This is a genomic window from Pirellulaceae bacterium (assembly GCA_019636385.1).
Lineage (GTDB): Bacteria > Planctomycetota > Planctomycetia > Pirellulales > Pirellulaceae > Aureliella.
This window is the reverse complement of record JAHBXT010000004.1, coordinates 217,206-235,358: the sequence shown is the minus strand read 5'-3', so window position 1 is coordinate 235,358 and position 18,153 is coordinate 217,206. Positions and strand designations below refer to the sequence as shown.

Genomic DNA, 18,153 nt, shown 5'->3' with positions numbered 1-18,153 from the left:
AGTTGCGCGCTTCATGTTTAATGGCCCGGAAGCGCCCCATGAACTGGTTGTTCGTACTCGTACTCAGCTCCTGGCGGTACTCGTGACTCCTACTCGAACAGCCCGTCTCGAGTACGATCACGAGTACCATTTCATTGAGTACGAGTACGATTCCTGGCCAAAACAGTGCTACTTCAAAACTTAAGCATCAGATCACCCAGCGGCAGGAGAAGAATGCATCTCAGAACCAGACGACTCGTCGTTTGGGTGGTGAGTTGGTTTTCTCCGACTCTTTTGGCGGTTCTTGAGCCGATCTCCCAACAGCCGTTCACGCGTTCGCAAGTCAGCAAAAATTTGCGAAATGTCATATCCAAACTGCGCAGCTAGTCGATCGCGAATCGCATGTACCTCTTCTACGATGGGATCATTGTTCACCTGTAATATCCTCCATTAATTCTTCGGGCGTACAGATCGTTGGCATCTCGCACCCGGACTGTCTGCATATAGCCGCGATTCGCTTTGAAATCTATGCGTTTGCTATGTGTTTGCAATTCCATGTTAGCCGGTATTCTACATCGTGGACCGTCGACACGGCAATGTGCGCGGCATCTCGGATAGCCTTAGCCGGAAAACTCTCCTCCTCATGATAGACTCGGTTAGCTGTTCGGCCTTGTTCGTGATTGTTAGCGAGCTAAGCGTCTCCGCTATGGCCAGGCGTTTTTGAATCTCGACCGGGTCACCGGCAGAGATTCGTCTATGACAACTTGCGAAATGAAGCACTCAAAAGCTGTTCGTCGGGTGGACCACCAGTCTTGGGTGTTTGTTGGTGTCCAGCAATCACCACATTCCGCGCAGGATTCGCCACGAGATAACTCAAGATTTGGTTTCGATGTATACGGATTCCAGCATTGTTCAGTCATCCATCTTAATAGGCCCGAACGTATATTGAAATTGCCAGTGTCCGCCAGTTACACCCAACTCAATTCTGTCCCTAATCGTCCGGTGATTGCCCAACAACCTCGCCGCCGACAGCGCAGCGCATGATCTCTTCGTCGGTCCAGTCAGCGGCAGCGCGGATTTCTTGTAGTTGTCCGCGAGCCATTACGGCGATGCGATCACATACGGCAAGCAATTCAGGCAAATAGGAGCTTACAAAAACAATCGTTTTTCCCCCAGCCGCCAATTGTCCCATCATCCGGTAAATCTCGGCCTTGGTACCAACGTCGATACCTTTGGTGGGTTCGTCCAACAACAATATTTGCGCTTGCTGGTGTAGTATGCGTGCCAAAGCGACCTTTTGTTGATTACCCCCCGACAATTGTCCTACCGGCTGATCGGGGCTCTGCGCCTTGACTTCAACCAGCCGCATTTGCTCGGTCGCAGCCTGTCGGCGAAGACGCCAATTTAATAGGCCCCAGTGTCGATACGGTGCCAAGCGGCTGAGAGTGATATTTTCTGCAATGGACAAATCCAGCGCCAAGCCCTCGCCCTTACGATCCTCGGACAACATCGCTAGTCCATTAGCCATGCGGCTGCGAACACGCGCGCCTACGACGCGGTCACCTACGCGCACTTGGCCCGTAAGTTGCCGATCCAGGGCCATCAAGCACCGCACCAGTTCTGTACGACCCGCTCCAACCAAGCCAGCGACGCCCAGAATCTCTCCACGCCGCAGCGCGAGATTGATCGGTGCGGGCAATCGCGAGCCAGTCAAATTCTGTACCCTCATCAGCTCTTCGCCTGGCTGATACGAGACCTTCGGATACAAGTCATCGACGTCGCGACCGACCATCAGCGAAATGATTTGTCGGTTCGAGACATCGGCGATACGCCCCCGGCCAACCTGACGTCCGTCGCGGAGCACGCAATAGTCGTCGGCAATCTGCCGGACCTCCTCCAGGAAGTGACTGATGTACACGATCCCCAAGCCCTCATGTTTCAAGCGACGAATGATCGTGAACAGCGTCTGAACTTCGGCTTGAGGCAACGAACTGGTAGGCTCATCAAACAGGATGATGCGCGCGTTGCTAGCCAGGGCGCGCGCAATTTCGATCAACTGTTGATGGGCTACGGACAACCGTCCGACGATGGCGCGGGGAGATAAGTTTGGCAAACCCACGGCCGCCAGGGCTTGGCGTACGCGGTCGCGTTGCCGCTGCCGCAGCAATAATCCGCCGGCCATACAGGGTTGTCCCAGCAGAATGTTGTCCTCAACCGACAGGTCCGAAGCCAAACTCAATTCCTGGTAGATCATAGCAATGCCGGCCAATTTGGCTTGATGCGGATGTCCCGACGGCTGATAGGACTGTCCCAGCAACTGCATATGCCCGTCGTCGGCGCGATGTGCGCCGCTGAGTACTTTCAGCAACGTACTCTTGCCCGCGCCATTTTCTCCAATCAGAGCCAGAACGCGGCCCGCTTGGACTTCCAGACTAACTTGCTCCAGAGCCTGGGTGGATCCAAATCGTTTGCTGATGTCGCGAATGTCCAGCAGCGGAGGCGGCATAGGCTTAAACGGCGCTCATGAACTCGGGCAATAATCTCGTAGCGATTGGGCCAGTGTAGTTACATCGGTGCGGCAGGCTACTCTTGAAGGGGCGGCGTGAGCAACTTGGAAATTACAGGGTCATTGAGTGTTTTGAGCGATGCAAAGTACTCTCCGGTAGAAATAAATGCCGGAGCTGGCTGGCCGTTAATGGCTGCCACCAGTGTCATCACGCTTTGGTAGCCCATCTTAACCGGGTCTTGCAGCACGATGCCAGCGCACGATCCCGACTTGATGGCCTCGATCAGCGCATCGCTGGGATCAAAGCCGATAAATCTGACCCGTTTGTCGATACCAGCATTTTTCAGCGCTTCCAGAGTACCGTTGGCGTTGGGTTCACAAACGGCGAAGATGCCGGACAAATCCTGTTGATGCACCTGCAGCAGTTGATCAACTTTTTGTTTAGCGCTGGTGGTGTTGTCGCCGCCGTATTGGTCGGACGAAACGACTTTGATGTTCGGATACTTTTTCATGCCGTCCAAGAATCCCAGCTCACGTTGTTCGGTGCTTTCGCTGCCCACCAGATAACGCAGTAAGATTACGTTGCCTTGCTGACCGATGGCCTTGGCCATTTCGTCAGCAGCCAATTGTCCACCGCGAAAGTTGTCGGTGGCCACATAGCTGACAATTTTGGGGCCTTCGTCCAAACCGCTATCGAAGATCACCACGGGTATGCCTTCGTCAATGGCCTCTTCAACAGCGTCGACCAAGCCCCCGCGCTGATTGGGGGCCAACACGATGCCGTCCACGCCCAATGTGACCATGCTCTTAACTACCTCAATCTGACTACCTGTGTCGCTTTCGACCACCGGCCCGCGCCAGATAACCTCTACATTGCCAAGCTTGCGAGCGGCCTGCTGGGCTCCGTAATGAACCGACTTCCAAAATTCGTGGCTGGTGCCCTTAGGGATTACCGCGATACGCAGCCGGCCTTGCTGTGCCGTAGCCGATTGCGGATTGTCCGATGACGATCCACAGCCCATGAAAGTTACCAGCGCCGCTAGTAAGCAGCACCACAGCGCGGGGACGTTGGTGCGGTGAAGCAGGTGAGGGATAGGCAGTTTCATCATACGCATTTCGTAGAGGGAATGGTGGTTGGTTGTGTTGGTTGGTCCCAAGGCAGTTACGCGCATTCCGCACACGAAACTCAAGGTTGATAGTGACAAGATGCGCGCGTCTTGGGAAGGCGTCTGAAATTGAATTCGCTTTCTTTCTTGAAGGTTCACCGGGATGTGATAACCAGAGATTCGATACGGCGCATATAGTAGCCAAGCCGCTGGTGGGTGCAATGTTTGACAAGCCTAGTTTGGCTGAGTTAGTCAATCGGGATCAACGAAGCACCGCAGTAGGGTGATGCGCTGTATAGCCGATCAAACCGTCAGCTAACGAAAGAGCACCAACCTCCTCGTCATCCCGCCTGTCGTTTGCGAATCTGTAACAGCACATGCGGCAGGTGAGATGCTATAACTGGCTAGGTTTCCAACCGCGACTGAATTTCGCCAACGACATCATCGACTTTGACGCGAACTTGTTCCAGCGAGTCGCGATCGCGAATGGTTACGGTGGCATCAGCCAGCGATTGTCCATCGACGGTAATGCAGTACGGCGTACCAGCCTCATCTTGTCGGCGATAACGGCGACCGACGGCACCTTTTTCATCGTAGAAGACGTTCCATTTCTTCTTGAGAGCTCGATAGATATCTTGAGCCACTTCGGGCATGCCATCTTTCTTGACCAATGGAAAAACAGCGGCCTTGATGGGTGCCAAACGCGGATGCAGTCGCAGCACCACGCGCGTCTGCATTTGACCTTGATCGTCCGGAGCCTGATCCTCGCAGTAGGCTTGGCACAGAAAGGCTAGCGTGGCGCGATCGGCACCTGCGGAAGGTTCAATGACGTGGGGTACATAGCGCTCGCCAGTCATTTCGTCGCGGTAGCTCAAGTCTTTCCCACTGCCTCGATACTTGGGCTTGCCGTCTTCGCCCAACTGTACCTGCAATGGGCAGGAGTTTTCGTCCAACTTGCCTTCCATGTGGCTGCGCAAATCAAAGTCGCCGCGATGGGCGATACCTTCCAGCTCCCCGAATTGTCCATCGGCTAGAAACGGAAAGGCGTATTCGATATCAGCGGTCCCTGTCGAGTAGTGGCTGAGTTCATCGGTGGCATGTTCGCGCAGCCGCAAGCGCTCGCCAGACAGTCCCAACCCGGTATACCAAGCCATGCGACGATCGCGCCAGTACTGATACCACTGGTTGGACGAAGCGGGGTGGCAGAAGAACTCGATCTCCATCTGCTCGAATTCGCGCGAACGGAAGGTAAAGTTGCGGGGTGTGATCTCATTGCGAAAGCTCTTACCAACCTGAGCGATTCCAAACGGGAGACTGACGCGTGAGCTATCCAGCACATTCTTGAAGTTGACGAAGATGCCTTGCGCCGTTTCAGGACGCAGGAAGGCGGCACCTTCTTCGCCGCTCAGCGCGCCAACGTACGTCTTGAACATCAAGTTGAACTCGCGTGGCTCGGTCAACGTTCCCAATTCATTGGCATCGGGTGCCAGTACCTGAGTCATGTCGTCGACTTCTGGCAAGCTGCGCACGCCGCCGTCCCACTTGAGTTGTTCAGCGTCCTTGGCGCGGAGGTTGAAGTATTTGAGCGCTTTGCGCTGCATTTCTTCATCCTCGACGTCGGCCTCGACCATCGTGGTCACAAATATCTTTTTGCCTTTGGCCTCGACCCATCGGCCACGAACTTGATCGTGACGATAACGCTTGCGCGACTGGCGGCAGTCGACCATATAGTCGTGGAACAGATCGTAGTGGCCGGAGCACTTCCAAACTTGCGGGTGCATGATAATGGTGCAATCCAGGCCAACCATTTCGTAGTGGCTGGGTGCCCCAGATTGCAATGTCAATTCATCGTGACCGCTGACCATGTCACGCCACCAGGCGTCTTTAACGTTGCGTTTGAGTTCAACGCCCAGCGGACCGTAGTCCCAGAATCCATTCAGGCCACCATAGATTTCGCTAGACTGAAACATGTAGCCGCGGCGTTTGCACAGCGAAACCAGTTTTTCCATAGGCAACATAAGGCTGAGCTTTCTAGCAAAAGTGAAAATCGTAACGTTTCAGCGGTTTGAAGTAGGGTGTATGGTGGGCACAAGCCGGTGGTGTGTTCGGCAGGTCGGCGCGGTGTGGCAGTTCAAATTTGAATCGACGTACTATGTGTATTGCCGATGTAACCCAACACGTGCTGGCGACTTGCTTCACACCCCTACGAACTGGCCCCAGCCTACAAATAATGTCAACGGTTTCATAATTTCTTCAGGATGACGACGCGGGCCAAGCCTGCCAAGTCCTTGCGAATGCGGTGCGGTTCCCACAGTGCGGGCTGAGTCACCATCTGCTGGACCTGCGGCGCTAACATGGGTGAGAGTTCAAAAACCAGATATCCCCCGCTGCGCAGCCGCTGACCAGCTTGAGTAATCAGCTTCGACAGCAGGTCAGCGGGCGTGGGTTCGGCGACCAATGCCGTCCGCGGTTCGAAGTCGCGCACGGTGCGGGCCAGTTGTTGGTACTCGTCCTGCGAAACATAGGGAGGATTGCTGACGATCAGATCGAATTGTTCATCGGCCTGACACCAGTTTAGCATGTCGCCCTGGACGAGTTTTAGCTGCCTATCGTCGATGCCATGTCGCTGAACGTTGCGTCGAGCCAACCCGATGGCTTCTGGGGAGATATCGACGGCGGTCACACGGCAGCCCGGGCAGTGTTTGGCGATGGCGATGGCGATGCAGCCCGATCCGGTGCCGATGTCGACGATTTCGAGCACACGACCATTTTGAGGATTCAAAGATTTGGCCAGATCGAGCGCTTCCACGACTAACAATTCGCTCTCAGGCCGAGGAATCAGCACATCCGGATTGACCTCGAAGCTGAGCGAGTAGAATTCCTTGTGGCCAACTAGGTAAGCCACCGGAGTACCTTCAGCGCGACGGCGTACCATTTCGCGAAAGGCGGTACGTATCTCGTCGCTCGGCTCCTGTTCAAAAGCGGTATACAGCCCGATGCGTTGGCAGCCCTGGGCGTGCGCCAGGAGAACTTCGGCGTCTAGACGGGGAGAGGTAGAGCCATGCTTCTTGAGGTAGTCTGCTGTCCAGGTCAGCAGTTTGCCATTGGTCCAGGCCTCGGCAGTGCTCATTCGTCCTGTACCCCCCCGTCGCGCAATTGGTCGCGTTCGTATTCCAGCAGTGCCTTGCTGACTGGAGACATATCGCCGGCCATGATTTGGTCGAGTTTGTAGAGCGTCAAATTGATGCGATGATCGGTCAAGCGATTCTGAGGAAAATTGTAGGTGCGAATGCGTTGGCTGCGATCACCTGAGCCGATGAGCGTCTTGCGGGTATCGGCACGCTTTTGTAGTTCTTGTTGCCGATGGAAATCGTAAATACGGCTTTTGAGCACACGCAGCGCCTTGGCTAGATTCTTGAGTTGGCTCTTCTCGTCCTGGCACTGGACGACGATGCCGGTTTCAAAGTGAGTCAGGCGAATCGCCGATTCGGTCTTGTTGACATGCTGTCCACCGGGGCCTGATGCGCAAAACTTGTCGATGCGATAGTCGTCTTTTTTCAAATCCACTTCCACGTCCTCGGGTTCGGCCAGCACGGCCACGGTTGCAGCGGACGTGTGCACGCGGCCTTGAGCTTCCGTTTCTGGGACGCGCTGGACGCGATGCCCCCCACTTTCAAATTGCAGTTCACGGTAGACCCCATCGCCTTCGACGCCGAAGACGACTTCCTTAAAGCCGCCGCGTTCGGACGTGCTCATATCCATCACTTCGATCTTCCAGCCCTTGGCATCGGCATAGCGACGGTACATTTCGTAAAGATCACGAGCAAATAAAGCCGCTTCTTCACCGCCTGTACCGGCCCGGATTTCCATCACGCACCGCGAGCGATTGGCGTCCTCGCCTCCGACGGTCATTTCCAGCAGTTCGTTCCACAACGCTTCGCGTTGGGCTCGCAGATCGGCCAGTTCGTCTTCGGCCATTACGCGTTCTTCCGGGTCTTGGCTGCTGGCCATTTCCAGCAGTCCGCTAATGTCGCCAGACAGTTTCTTGTAAGCGCGGATTTTTCCAGCCAGCTTGATCAGCGAGCCGTGTTCGCGAGCTACAGCGGCCATACGCGCCGAGTCGGCCAACACTTCTGGCGAGCCCATTTGAGCTTCCAACTCTTCAAATCGCTTGAGTTTGGCTTCCAGTTCTTGACGGACGTTCATGCGTGGCTTCTTGGAGGGGGCGTCACCCGCTGCGCTAGCGAGGACTGGTCCATTCCCGGGCTAGCGCAGCGGGTTGTGAAATTACAATGCGGAGCAATACATCGCTCGCCACCGTCTGGCGACGGTCGCTACTTAAGCACGCGTAGCCCGCCGTGAAGGGAATCACGCGGGCTACTGGGAGACAGTGCGTCTAGTCCGCCTTGAAAACATCCCCTGCATGGCCGGAGCGGCCCAGTTGACGTGAATTGCATTTGCGGGCGATGTCTGGCCCTGTGCAATTCCCAGGCGGAATCAGCTACTTCTTCTTGGCCTTCTTGGGCTTTTGCAAGCTGGCGTAGGTGCCGGCTGCGAACTTGTTCTGGAATTTCTCAATGCGTCCCGCCGTGTCGACGAACTTCAGCTTGCCCGTGTAAAACGGGTGGCAGACGCTGCAAATGTCCACTTTCAGTTCAGGTCGAATGCTGCGCGTCTTGAAGGAATTGCCACAGCCGCAGGTCACGGTGGTCTCTTGATATTTGGGGTGAATGTCCGCCTTCATTGCTAGTCTCGTAGGGTCTGGCTAATTTGGAAAAACATGTGGGTCTAAAGCACAAACACAGAACCAAGAAATGCTACCCCCGATCCCAGGCTGGCTCAATCCCAAATGGCCCACCCGAATGGGTGTTTGTTGGCTTGGCTCGAGCCTAAGGTCTGTGAAACGCGCCTTTCGCGAATGCTGCGTTCCCCCACGCTCTGGCGAACGTAGCAATCTGGTGTCTATTCTTCTAATTGGAGCTGGGCGTGGGAGAGGCGGAAGGTGCGCGCTTGTTGGTCGTCACTGAAGCGGACGGTGACGGAGCGCTTGGGACCGTGGCCAGTAGTGGAGATGATTTGCCCGGTGCCCCACTGGGGATGGGAAACTTTACAACCGGGTTGGAAAGCGGACCAATTGGTGCCGCTGGTTGCGAGCTGCGAGGCGACCATCAGCCGGCCGCTGCTGGACGCCGTGCGGCGACGGCCGATGCGCTGACGCAGTTCTTCTTCAGGCAACTGACAATCGTCGTCGTATTGGACGGCCGCGTCGACTTCATGTGGTAGTTGGCAGGCTTCATCGTAGTCTGGGCCATCTTGGCGAGCCCAGTCGTCTGTATCACTACCATCCCACTGCGCCATGGACGAACTGCGATCGCAGTGGTCAACGATGACCATCTCGTGTCTAGGCAACTCCATCAGGAATGAGCTCGGGATGCCCGAACCGCCGCTGCCGGCAAATCCGCGATTGAGGGCGTAACTGAGTTGCAGGCGATCTTGCGCACGGGTAATGCCTACGAACAGCAACCGCCGTTCCTCTTCAAGCTGACCGGCGTCGTCGCGGCTGCGAGCGTGCGGCAGAATGTTCTCCTCGACGGCCACGATGTACAAATTGCGAAATTCAAGTCCCTTGGCGGCATGGAGTGTCATTAGTGTGACCATATCGCTGCCCGTAGCCAATCTGTCGGTATCCGACTGCAGAGCCACCACCTCCAAGAACCGCTCCAGCGCAGGCCGATCTTCATGCTGGACTGCATCCAGATCGTAGGCTTCGGCTAACAGTTCGTCGATATTTTGCAATAGCTCGTGGCGATCGCTATCTTCCAGGCGTTGTTTGGCCAGGTACCCTCGATAGTCGGTTTCTTCCAGCACCGACTGCAGTAGGGCTGTCAGCGAATCGCAGGTCTTTCGGGAAAGCTGGTCGTACAGTTCCAAGAATCCGCGCAGCGCAGCGGTGGTCTTCTTGGGAAAATGGTTCTGCTGCACTGCGTTGCGGCAAGCCTGTAGGAGTCCGCAATCCTGGCTGCTGGCCAATTGCCCGATGCGCTGCAGCGTTTGCTTGCCGATGCCACGCGGTGGAACATTGATGATACGCTGCAAGGCGATGTCGTCATCGCTGTTGTACAGAAGTAACAGGTAGGCGATCAGGTCCTTGATTTCCTTGCGCAGGTAGAATCGAAAGCCACCGACGAGCTGATAGGGCAATTGTCGTCGCAGCATGGCCTGTTCGATCAGGCGCGACTGAGCATTGGTGCGATACAGGATGCCAAAGTCGCTTAGCCGATTCTCGCCTTGGCTGACTAGTGTGGCGATCTGCTGGCCAATGTCTTCGGCTTCGGCGCGAGCGTTCGGGTAGATAGCCAAGCGTACTTTGTGGCCGCCCGCACGGCTAGGGACGAGTTGCTTGTGTTTGCGATACTGATTGTTCTGAATCAGGCAGTCAGCGGCAGACAAGATTTCTGGAGTGCTGCGATAGTTGTCCTCTAAGCGGACAATCTTCAGGTCGTGGTAGTCGCGTTCCAAATGCGTCACGTTTTTTAAATTGGCACCGCGCCAGCCGTAGATCGATTGATCCGGGTCGCCGGTGGCCGCCAGATTGCGATTGTCCACGCACAGATGGCGAAGGATCACGTATTGAGCCAGGTTCGTGTCTTGGTATTCGTCTACCATGACATATTGGAACTGCCGGTCCAGTTGTTCGCGGACCGACGCGTGCTGCCTGAGCAGCAGGGCGGTATGCAGCAATAAATCGTCAAAGTCGGCAGCTCCGCAGCGCAGCAGAGCGCGTTGGTAGAAAGGATAGACTTGCGCTACCTGATACTCGCTGCTACTTAGAGCTTCAGACTCCAAGACTTCGGGTGTTACCAGTCGATTCTTGAAGTAGCTGATCCGTTGGGCTAGAGCCCCCAGGCTGGTGTGAGTCAGCTCGAATTTGGCTTCAGCCAGAGCCTGTTTAAGGCAGGCGTGCGAATCATCGGTGTCGTAGATGCTGAAGTTTTCAGGTAGGCCAACCAAGCGCGCGTAGCGCCGGAGCAGTCGCACGCAGAAGCCGTGAAAGGTTCCCAGCCAGACATCGTCGCGACCGACCAGCCGCTGGACGCGCTGCCGCATTTCACTGGCTGCTTTGTTGGTAAACGTCAGCCCCAGAATATGCTGCGGTGCAATGCCCTGATCGATCATGTAGGCCACGCGCTGCGTAATGACCCGCGTCTTGCCACTGCCTGGGCCGGCTAGAATCAGCAGCGGCCCGTCCAAATGAGTTACCGCTGTTCGCTGCGAGCTATTCAATCCAGCTAACAGGTTTGTCGAGCTCATAACGCTTTCCCGAATTTAAGAGGAGGCCAGGGTGTTGCTAGCAATCGCCAAAAAAGTTCGGCATTTTGTGGACGATGACGACGGCTAGTGCCTCCAGTGCTGGTGGTTGACGTTTATATTATCCCGTTCATGCAACCCAGAGGTAGAGGCGGAAGGAATCGCTCGATCGGTCGTGCCGGATCGTGTGGCCGTTGCAGCCTAACTTCCGTGCTCACTCAATTTCTGTTCGCTGAGCTGAGGTTCGGCGAATTTCACGACTAAGATTTGGAGGGATCCCAATCATGGCGCGGACACGCATTCCCATTAGTCAGGCCGAAGAGAAAGCTCGCCGCTTGCGCGAGCAATTGGACTTAAGCACCGCTGAAATTGGCTTGACGGTACGCACCACCAATTGCCTTGAAGAAAAAGGCATTTTCACCGTGCGAGACCTGCTTCGCAGCACCCCCAAGGAGCTGTTGAGTATTTCCAATTTCGGCGAAAAAACCTTGGAGGAAGTCTATTTGGCTCTGGAAAAAATTGGCTATTATCGGCCTCAACGTAGTCCCGCTGAGGTTGGCAATTAAGGCGGGTTGAGGAAACTATATCGCCACCTTCCTGGACGCATCCTTCGTTGTTGAATATTTTCGATGAGCAAGTCACGAGTCGTCATCACTGGCCTGGGCGTGGTCAGTCCCCTGGGCTGTGAGCTAGACAATTTGTGGGACAACCTGCTGGCCGGTCACTCTGGGATCTCGCCGATTGAGAGCTTGCCGACGGCATCGCTGCCGGTGAAGTACGGAGCCGAGTGCAAGGAGTTTACCGGCGACATCGAAAACTATGGGCCGCTCGAGAAGTCGTTGCAGCGGTCCATCAAGAAAAACATGAAGGTCATGTGCCGGGAAATTGAGATGGGCGTCGCAGCCGCGCAGAAGGCTTTGTCGCATAGTGGTCTGGGAGACCAACGCAATCCGGAGCACTGCGGATGCTTGTTCGGCTGTGACTACATCTTGACTCGACCAGAGGAGTATGCCGACGGTTTGCGAAACTGTCGGCAGCATTGCCAGCCGTCACGTAACGATCTGTCAGGATGGGTTGAAGCTTGGCCACAGCAGGGATTGCCGAAAGTCAACCCCTTGTGGCTGTTGAAGTATCTGCCCAACATGCCCAACAGTCACGTGTCGATCTATAATGACTTTCGCGGACCCAATAATGCTATTACGGTGCGTGAGGCCAGTTGGAATTTATCGTTGGCCGAAGCTGCTTCGATCATTCAGCGCGGTTGCGCCGACGTGATGCTGGTGGGTTCAACGGGCAGCCGCATTCATCCGCTGCGAACGCTGCACGTCACGCTGATTGACGAATATGCGTCGTCGCAGCCGGATCCATCGACCATGTCGCGTCCGTTTGATGCCAGCCGTGATGGGATGGTTCTGGGCGAAGGTGCCGGAGCGGTAATGCTGGAGTCACTGGAGCATGCTCAGGCACGGGGAGCCAAGGTGTGGGGCGAGATCGTAGGTTGGGGCGAGTCGATGGTCTGCCCAGCAGCCGATCGCGACCACCTGCGAATGGCCATTGCGCAATCGCTGAAACTGACGGTTGGCCGCGCCGGTGGTGCCCTCGGGCAGGATTGGCACTTGCATGCTCAGGGGCTGAGTATGACAGGCGGGGATCGTTCCGAAGCGGCGGCCATCACCGATTTGTATCAGGACTTGGGGTACACCGCGCCTGTCACGGCGGCCAAGAGTTACTTTGGCAATTTGGGAGCCGGAGCGGCGGCCGTGGAGTTGGTTTGCAGTCTGCTGGCCTTGGACAAGCAGCAACTATTTGGCATTCGCAATCTCAAACAATTGATTCCGGAAGCTCGGTGGCAACCCGCGCAGACCGGTCAATTGCCGGGTAATGGCGTTGTGCATTGCAGTTACACGCTTCAGGGCCAAGCCGCTAGCGTGGCCGTCGTCCGAGCCCAAACTGGCTGAGCAGAGCTGCCTTTACACGGCCAGTGTCCTAAAATCAGGCAGCTACCTCCGCCCAGCTAGCTACCGTCGCCAGAGGGTGGGGCTGTTTTCAAAACTCTCCAGCTTTGTTGACACAACTTGACCGAGAATACCCTGAATCGGCGGTTATCTCGCGTTGACACCTGTTGGCAACAAAAGTACCATTTTCGGCTTACTGATCGAATCTTGCCTTCAACTTGGCAGGGTCTATCGGCCGAATTCGCCGATGCGGTGGGTTGGTGCACCATAATTGCCATGCAATCAATGGTGACTATCTCTACGGCATTCGCTTCGCTGGCGCTCCATGATGAGCTCTGACGGTCTGGGAATTAGGCCGCAGAAACCGCCACGAACGTCGAACGTCGCCAACCCCTAGTGCACTCATGAATCCGCATGAATTACTTCGCTTGGTTGATTCACTTCACCGCGAAAAAAATATTGATAGCGAGATCGTATTTGCTGCGATTGAATCCGCGCTGGTAACAGCCATGCGCCGTTTTCGTGGGGAAGAGGCGGAGATTGACGTCCGCATCGATCGCAACAGCGGGACTATTACAGCGGTATGCGATGGCCAGGAGCTCGACCAAGCCGAAATCGGGCGCATTGGGGCGCAAACCGCCAAGCAAGTCATTATCCAGAAAATCAAGGAAGCCGAACGCGACTCCTTGATGGAGGAATTTCACGATCAAATCGGACAATTGGTAACCGGTACCGTGCAGCGCAGTGAGCGCGGTGTGACAACTGTGCAATTGTCGTCGGTCGAGGCGATATTGCCGCGCGGAGAACAGATTCCTGGCGAAAGCTATCACAATGGCGATCGTGTGCGAGCCGTGGTGTACGAAGTTAAAGCTGCCGGTAATCGCGTCAAGGTGATCCTTAGTCGAACCAAGCCCCAGCTTGTGCAGCGGTTGTTCGAGCAGGAAATACCGGAGATCATCGATGGAGTTATCGAAATCAGGGCCATTAGTCGCGAGCCTGGTCAGCGCAGTAAAGTTGCCGTGACCAGTTCCGATACACGTGTCGATTGCGTGGGCGCGTGCGTGGGCGTGCGCGGTAATCGCATCAAAAATATCACCAGCGAATTGGCTGGCGAGCGTATTGATATCGTCCGCTGGAATGATGATCCGCAGGTCATGATTCCGGCGTCGTTGCAGCCGGCTGAGGTCGAGCAGGTGCTGTTGTGCGATATGATTGGAAGAGCCATTGTGCTGGTCCGCGACGATCAATTGTCTCAAGCCATCGGAAAATTTGGGCAAAACGTCCGCCTGGCAAGTAAATTGGTGGGTTGGGACATTGAGATCATGACTACCGCCGAGTTAGAGGAACAAATCGATCGGGCTGTCTCCTCCTTCATGGAGCTACAGGGCATGACCGAGGATTTGGCTCAGCGCCTAGTAGAACAGGGTTACTTGTCTTACGATGATTTGTCGGTGATCGAGCCCGATCACCTGATGGAAATGGGCGGTCTGACGGCTGAAGAGGTCGATGTGATCGTCGAGCAGGCCGATGAACGAGTGGCGGAAGCCGAGCGCGTCGCCGAAGAAGAAAAGCAATTGAAGAAGCAGCGGGAGTTGGCTGAACAACAGGCCGCTGCCCAAGCTGCTTCGCGGGGCAGTGTTCATGAAGCTCCGACAGCAGTATTGGAGGCCCAGTCGCCCAGTGGCGATGCGGACCTCATGCAGGCAACGGATGATTCGTCCGCTGTCAGCGATGCTCCAGAGGAAACTATGGACCAGAGCAATGACACCGATCGGAATTAAATCTCTGATCGGTAAACTGGGTCGGCTCAGTCCGACCAACGGCGTATTCGATAAATGCCATTTTCCGCTTGCGGAGGTGGTTTTTATGTAGATGACACTCCACGTGCAATCCAGTGGTCGTGTAGCCGTCGAAGACTAGATCACTGTTAACTTTTTGATTCCCCAGGAACCATAGCACGTGTCGAAACGCATTTACGCGTTAGCCAAAGAGCTTTCGCTCGACAGCAAAGATTTGGTGGATCTCTGCGCCAAGCTGGGCATGCAGAACAAGGGGTCGGCTCTGGCCAGTCTGGAGGACGATGAGGTTGCGCGCGTCCAGAAGTATCTGGCGGGCACCGACGCCAAGCCAGCGGCGCCTGAAGTTCCCAAGGGAACCACGGTGGCCGCCGCGCCTGTTCGGTCCTCGCCGTTGGGCAGTTCGCTGATCGGTCGCATTGGACGTCCGCGCGATCTCAAGTCGCCAGCGCCCGAGCGTCCCCAGGTTGAGGCACCACAGCCGATTGAAATTGAAGAGGTCCAGGCCGTCGCGCCGCCCGATGTCGGGCAAAAACCGATGAGTCGCGAGGACTATGTTGCCCCACCTTCGGCGTCCACCGGCCCCGTACGCTCCCTGGATGCCCGCCGCAGCGTTGGTCGCAGCGACAAGTCTACCGAAGAACGGCGTCGTCCGTCGCAGCCACGAGCCCCCGTGATCAATCTGGCGAGCGTTCCCAAATCATCCTCGTCCATTCCGCCGCCAAGGTCCAGAGAGCCTGCGCCACAGAAGCCCGAGATTCGCTTTACCAAGGAAGACATTTCCGGACAACGGCAGGGCATGAAGGCGGCGCCGCAAGAAAAGTATGAAGCTCAGCAGAAACAGGAAAAAAGTGCTGCGCGCAGTCGTGACCCCGACAAGACTAAGGGGCCACCGGCCGAAGGCGGCTTGAAGGGTTTTGCCAAGGCCGCTGCCGATCGCAAGAGTCGCTATCGAGGGCCTGACGAAGAGGATGCCGATGGCAAACCGGCCAAAAAGGGCGGTTCGGGTATTGCCGCCGCCCGCGCCGAGCGTCGCCAGCGACCGGTTGACGCATTTGATGATGATCGCCGTCAACGTGGCAACAAGAAACTTATCCGCAAGGGTACCAACACGGCTGCCCCACGCAAGGAGAACGCCGTCTTGGAGCTTCCATGTACCGTACGCAGTTTTTCAGAGGCCGCTGGAGTCCCGTCGGGTCGCGTCCTGGCGGTGCTTATGCAAGCCGGGCAGATGCTGAACATCAATGCCAGTCTAGAGCGCGAGCAAGTAGAAATGTTAGCGGTTGAACTGGGCGTTGATATTCAGGTTAAGCTGCCCGAGTCGCTGGAAGACAATTTGATTCAGCAGTTGGATCAGGTCGAAGATGCACCCGAATCACTGCTGCCGCGTCCGCCCATTGTTACTTTCCTGGGCCACGTCGACCACGGCAAGACATCGTTGCTGGATTATTTGATCGGCACGCGGATTGTCAAAGGCGAAGCCGGTGGTATCACGCAGCATATTCGGGCTTATCAAGTTGAAAAAGATGGCAAGTTGATTTCGTTTGTCGATACGCCAGGTCACGAAGCTTTTACTGAAATGCGGGCTCGCGGAGCGAACGTCACCGACATCGCTGTCCTGGTGATTGCCGCCGATGACGGTATTATGCCACAGACCGAAGAGGCCATCAGCCACGCCAAGGCGGCTGGCGTGCCCATCGTCGTAGCACTGAACAAAATCGACCTGCCCGGCGTGGATGTCAATCGCATTTTGACGCAAATGACCGAACATGAATTGACGCCCAGCGAATGGGGCGGCGACGTGGAAGTGGTGCGTACGAGCGCTACGACCGGTCAAGGCATGGACGAATTGCTGGAGACGTTGTTGACGGTGGCCGAGCTCAACGACTATCGAGCCAATCCCCATCGAGCCGCCGTGGGAGTGTGCTTGGAATCGGAGCAACAGTCGGACAAGGGTGTGGTTGCCAAGCTGATGATTCAAAACGGATCGCTGAAAGTGGGCGATGTCGTATTGTGCGGCTCCAGCTTTGGTCGTGTCAAAGCCATGTACGATACACTCAATACAAATCAACAATTGAAGTCGGCGGGGCCATCGGTGCCAGTCAACATTACTGGATTGGATCATGCACCAGCTGCCGGCGATCGCTTTTATGTACTCCCGGACATCGGTCAGGCGCGCGAGCTGGCCGAATCACGTGAGCATCACTCGCGAGCCCAGTCGCTCTCGGGTAGCTCGCCCAAGGTTTCCTTCGAGACCTTCCAAGACCTGTTGCAATCGGGCAAGTTAGGCAAGGTCGAAGAAAAGGTCGAACTGAACTTGATCGTGCGCGCTGATGCTCGGGGAAGTCTGGAAGCGATCGAAAAGGAATTGTCGAAGCTGGAGCATCCCGAAGTTCTGATTCGCATTTTGCAAAAGAGCGTAGGAGGTATCACGGCCGCCGACGTAACATTGGCCAGCGCATCGGGCGCGGTGATCGTCGGTTTCAACGTGATTCCCGACGAACAGGCACGTGGTTTGGCCGAAGAACGCAACGTAGAAATTCGTCGCTATAACATTATCTACAAGTTGGCTGAAGACATTAAGGCCATCGTCGAAGGTCGCCTGCGTCCGGAAGAGCGGATCGTTGAGCTAGGTCGGGCGCTGGTTAAGGCCGTCTTCAGTATCAGCAAAGTCGGGCAGGTGGCGGGATGTCTAGTGGCCCAAGGCACTATCGAACGCGGTTGCCGCATTCGCGTCAATCGTGATGGTCGGACCATTGGTGACTACGCTTTGGATTCGTTGAAGCGGCACAAGGATGACGTTCGCGAAGTTCCCCGCGGAATGGAATGTGGAATTCGATTAGCTGGTTTCAACGACGTCAAGCCCGACGATATTTTGGAAGCCTACCGCGTCGAGGAAGTTGCTCGTAAACTCGATTGAGTGCCATCCGTGAGGGGTTTCGTTGATCATGGCCAGCCGCCGTTTGTTAAAAGCCGCCGAAGCGATTCGCGAAGTCGTCAGCATGGCGATTCTGACTGAAATTCGCGATCCGCGTGTCCAAAATGTAACCGTTACTTCAGTAGAGGTAGCGCCGGATATGCGCCAGGCCAAAGTCATGGTCAGCGTCATGGGCGACGAGGCCAAGCAGAATTTGTGCCTGCGCGGGTTAGCTAATTCGGCCGGCTTTCTACAGTCCAAGGTTGCCAAGCGAATCGATACGCGCTATACGCCGCGGTTGACGTTCGAACTCGATTTGGGCGTCAAGAAGAGTCTCGAAATCGGCAAGATCTTGCACGACTTGGCAGAGCAGCGACAAGCAGTTTCCGCTGGCACTTCGCCGCCCGCAGCCTTGCCGCCCGATGATGTCGATTCCATTTCGCAGTCGCAGTGAGACTGGCAGGCCACGCAGTATCTCGGATCGGCAGTTGTCGGACTGGCAATGAACCGCTGGCGACAGAGAATTTTACTAGCCCTTAACCATACCTCAAATCAGTTTTATTGAAGCTGCCTCAGCAGAGCCATC

At 55.8% G+C, this 18,153-nt stretch carries 13 protein-coding genes; 5 read left to right on the top strand and 8 right to left on the bottom strand.

Annotated features, from left to right (window positions below; genetic code table 11):
• Window positions 1-192: 192 nt before the first annotated feature.
• The 8 genes from KF752_15455 to KF752_15420 all read right to left on the bottom strand — a co-directional run bounded on the left by KF752_15455 (window position 193) and on the right by KF752_15420 (window position 10,902).
• Complete coding sequence (locus KF752_15455; protein ID MBX3422950.1) at window positions 193-414, bottom strand: hypothetical protein; 222 nt, start codon at window positions 412-414, stop codon at window positions 193-195.
• Window positions 415-970: 556 nt separating this feature from the next.
• Window positions 971-2,485 (bottom strand): sugar ABC transporter ATP-binding protein, encoded by a 1,515-nt coding sequence (locus KF752_15450; protein ID MBX3422949.1) that lies wholly within the window; start codon window positions 2,483-2,485, stop codon window positions 971-973.
• 77 nt (window positions 2,486-2,562) lie between these two features.
• Entirely contained in the window at window positions 2,563-3,507 is a 945-nt protein-coding gene (locus tag KF752_15445) for a substrate-binding domain-containing protein (GenBank protein ID MBX3422948.1), read from the bottom strand.
• A 488-nt stretch (window positions 3,508-3,995) separates the two neighbouring features.
• Window positions 3,996-5,600, bottom strand: a complete 1,605-nt coding sequence (locus tag KF752_15440) for a glycine--tRNA ligase (GenBank protein ID MBX3422947.1) — start codon at window positions 5,598-5,600, stop codon at window positions 3,996-3,998.
• A 233-nt stretch (window positions 5,601-5,833) separates the two neighbouring features.
• The gene (prmC, locus tag KF752_15435; protein ID MBX3422946.1) at window positions 5,834-6,721 is read right to left on the bottom strand and encodes a peptide chain release factor N(5)-glutamine methyltransferase; all 888 of its coding nucleotides are present in this window, start codon (window positions 6,719-6,721) and stop codon (window positions 5,834-5,836) included.
• The gene (gene prfA, locus KF752_15430) at window positions 6,718-7,797 is read right to left on the bottom strand and encodes a peptide chain release factor 1 (protein MBX3422945.1); all 1,080 of its coding nucleotides are present in this window, start codon (window positions 7,795-7,797) and stop codon (window positions 6,718-6,720) included. Before prfA ends, prmC begins: the two co-directional genes overlap by 4 nt.
• Window positions 7,798-8,092: 295 nt before the next feature.
• Window positions 8,093-8,335: a 50S ribosomal protein L31 gene (rpmE, locus tag KF752_15425; protein MBX3422944.1), complete on the bottom strand. Its 243-nt coding sequence runs from the start codon at window positions 8,333-8,335 to the stop codon at window positions 8,093-8,095.
• A gap of 218 nt (window positions 8,336-8,553) precedes the next feature.
• A complete protein-coding gene (locus tag KF752_15420) occupies window positions 8,554-10,902 on the bottom strand; it encodes a UvrD-helicase domain-containing protein (GenBank protein MBX3422943.1) in 2,349 nt (782 codons plus the stop codon).
• 281 nt (window positions 10,903-11,183) lie between these two features.
• Between KF752_15420 and KF752_15415 the strand changes: the two genes are divergently transcribed.
• The 5 genes from KF752_15415 (at window position 11,184) to rbfA (ending at window position 18,021) form a co-directional block, all read left to right on the top strand.
• Entirely contained in the window at window positions 11,184-11,465 is a 282-nt protein-coding gene (locus tag KF752_15415) for a DNA-directed RNA polymerase subunit alpha (protein MBX3422942.1), read from the top strand.
• Between the two features lie 63 nt (window positions 11,466-11,528).
• The gene (locus KF752_15410; GenBank protein MBX3422941.1) at window positions 11,529-12,857 is read left to right on the top strand and encodes a beta-ketoacyl-[acyl-carrier-protein] synthase family protein; all 1,329 of its coding nucleotides are present in this window, start codon (window positions 11,529-11,531) and stop codon (window positions 12,855-12,857) included.
• Window positions 12,858-13,258: 401 nt separating this feature from the next.
• Window positions 13,259-14,635, top strand: a complete 1,377-nt coding sequence (nusA, locus tag KF752_15405; protein MBX3422940.1) for a transcription termination factor NusA — start codon at window positions 13,259-13,261, stop codon at window positions 14,633-14,635.
• A gap of 178 nt (window positions 14,636-14,813) precedes the next feature.
• Complete coding sequence (infB, locus tag KF752_15400; protein MBX3422939.1) at window positions 14,814-17,570, top strand: translation initiation factor IF-2; 2,757 nt, start codon at window positions 14,814-14,816, stop codon at window positions 17,568-17,570.
• A gap of 28 nt (window positions 17,571-17,598) precedes the next feature.
• Complete coding sequence (gene rbfA / locus KF752_15395; protein MBX3422938.1) at window positions 17,599-18,021, top strand: 30S ribosome-binding factor RbfA; 423 nt, start codon at window positions 17,599-17,601, stop codon at window positions 18,019-18,021.
• Window positions 18,022-18,153: the final 132 nt, after the last annotated feature.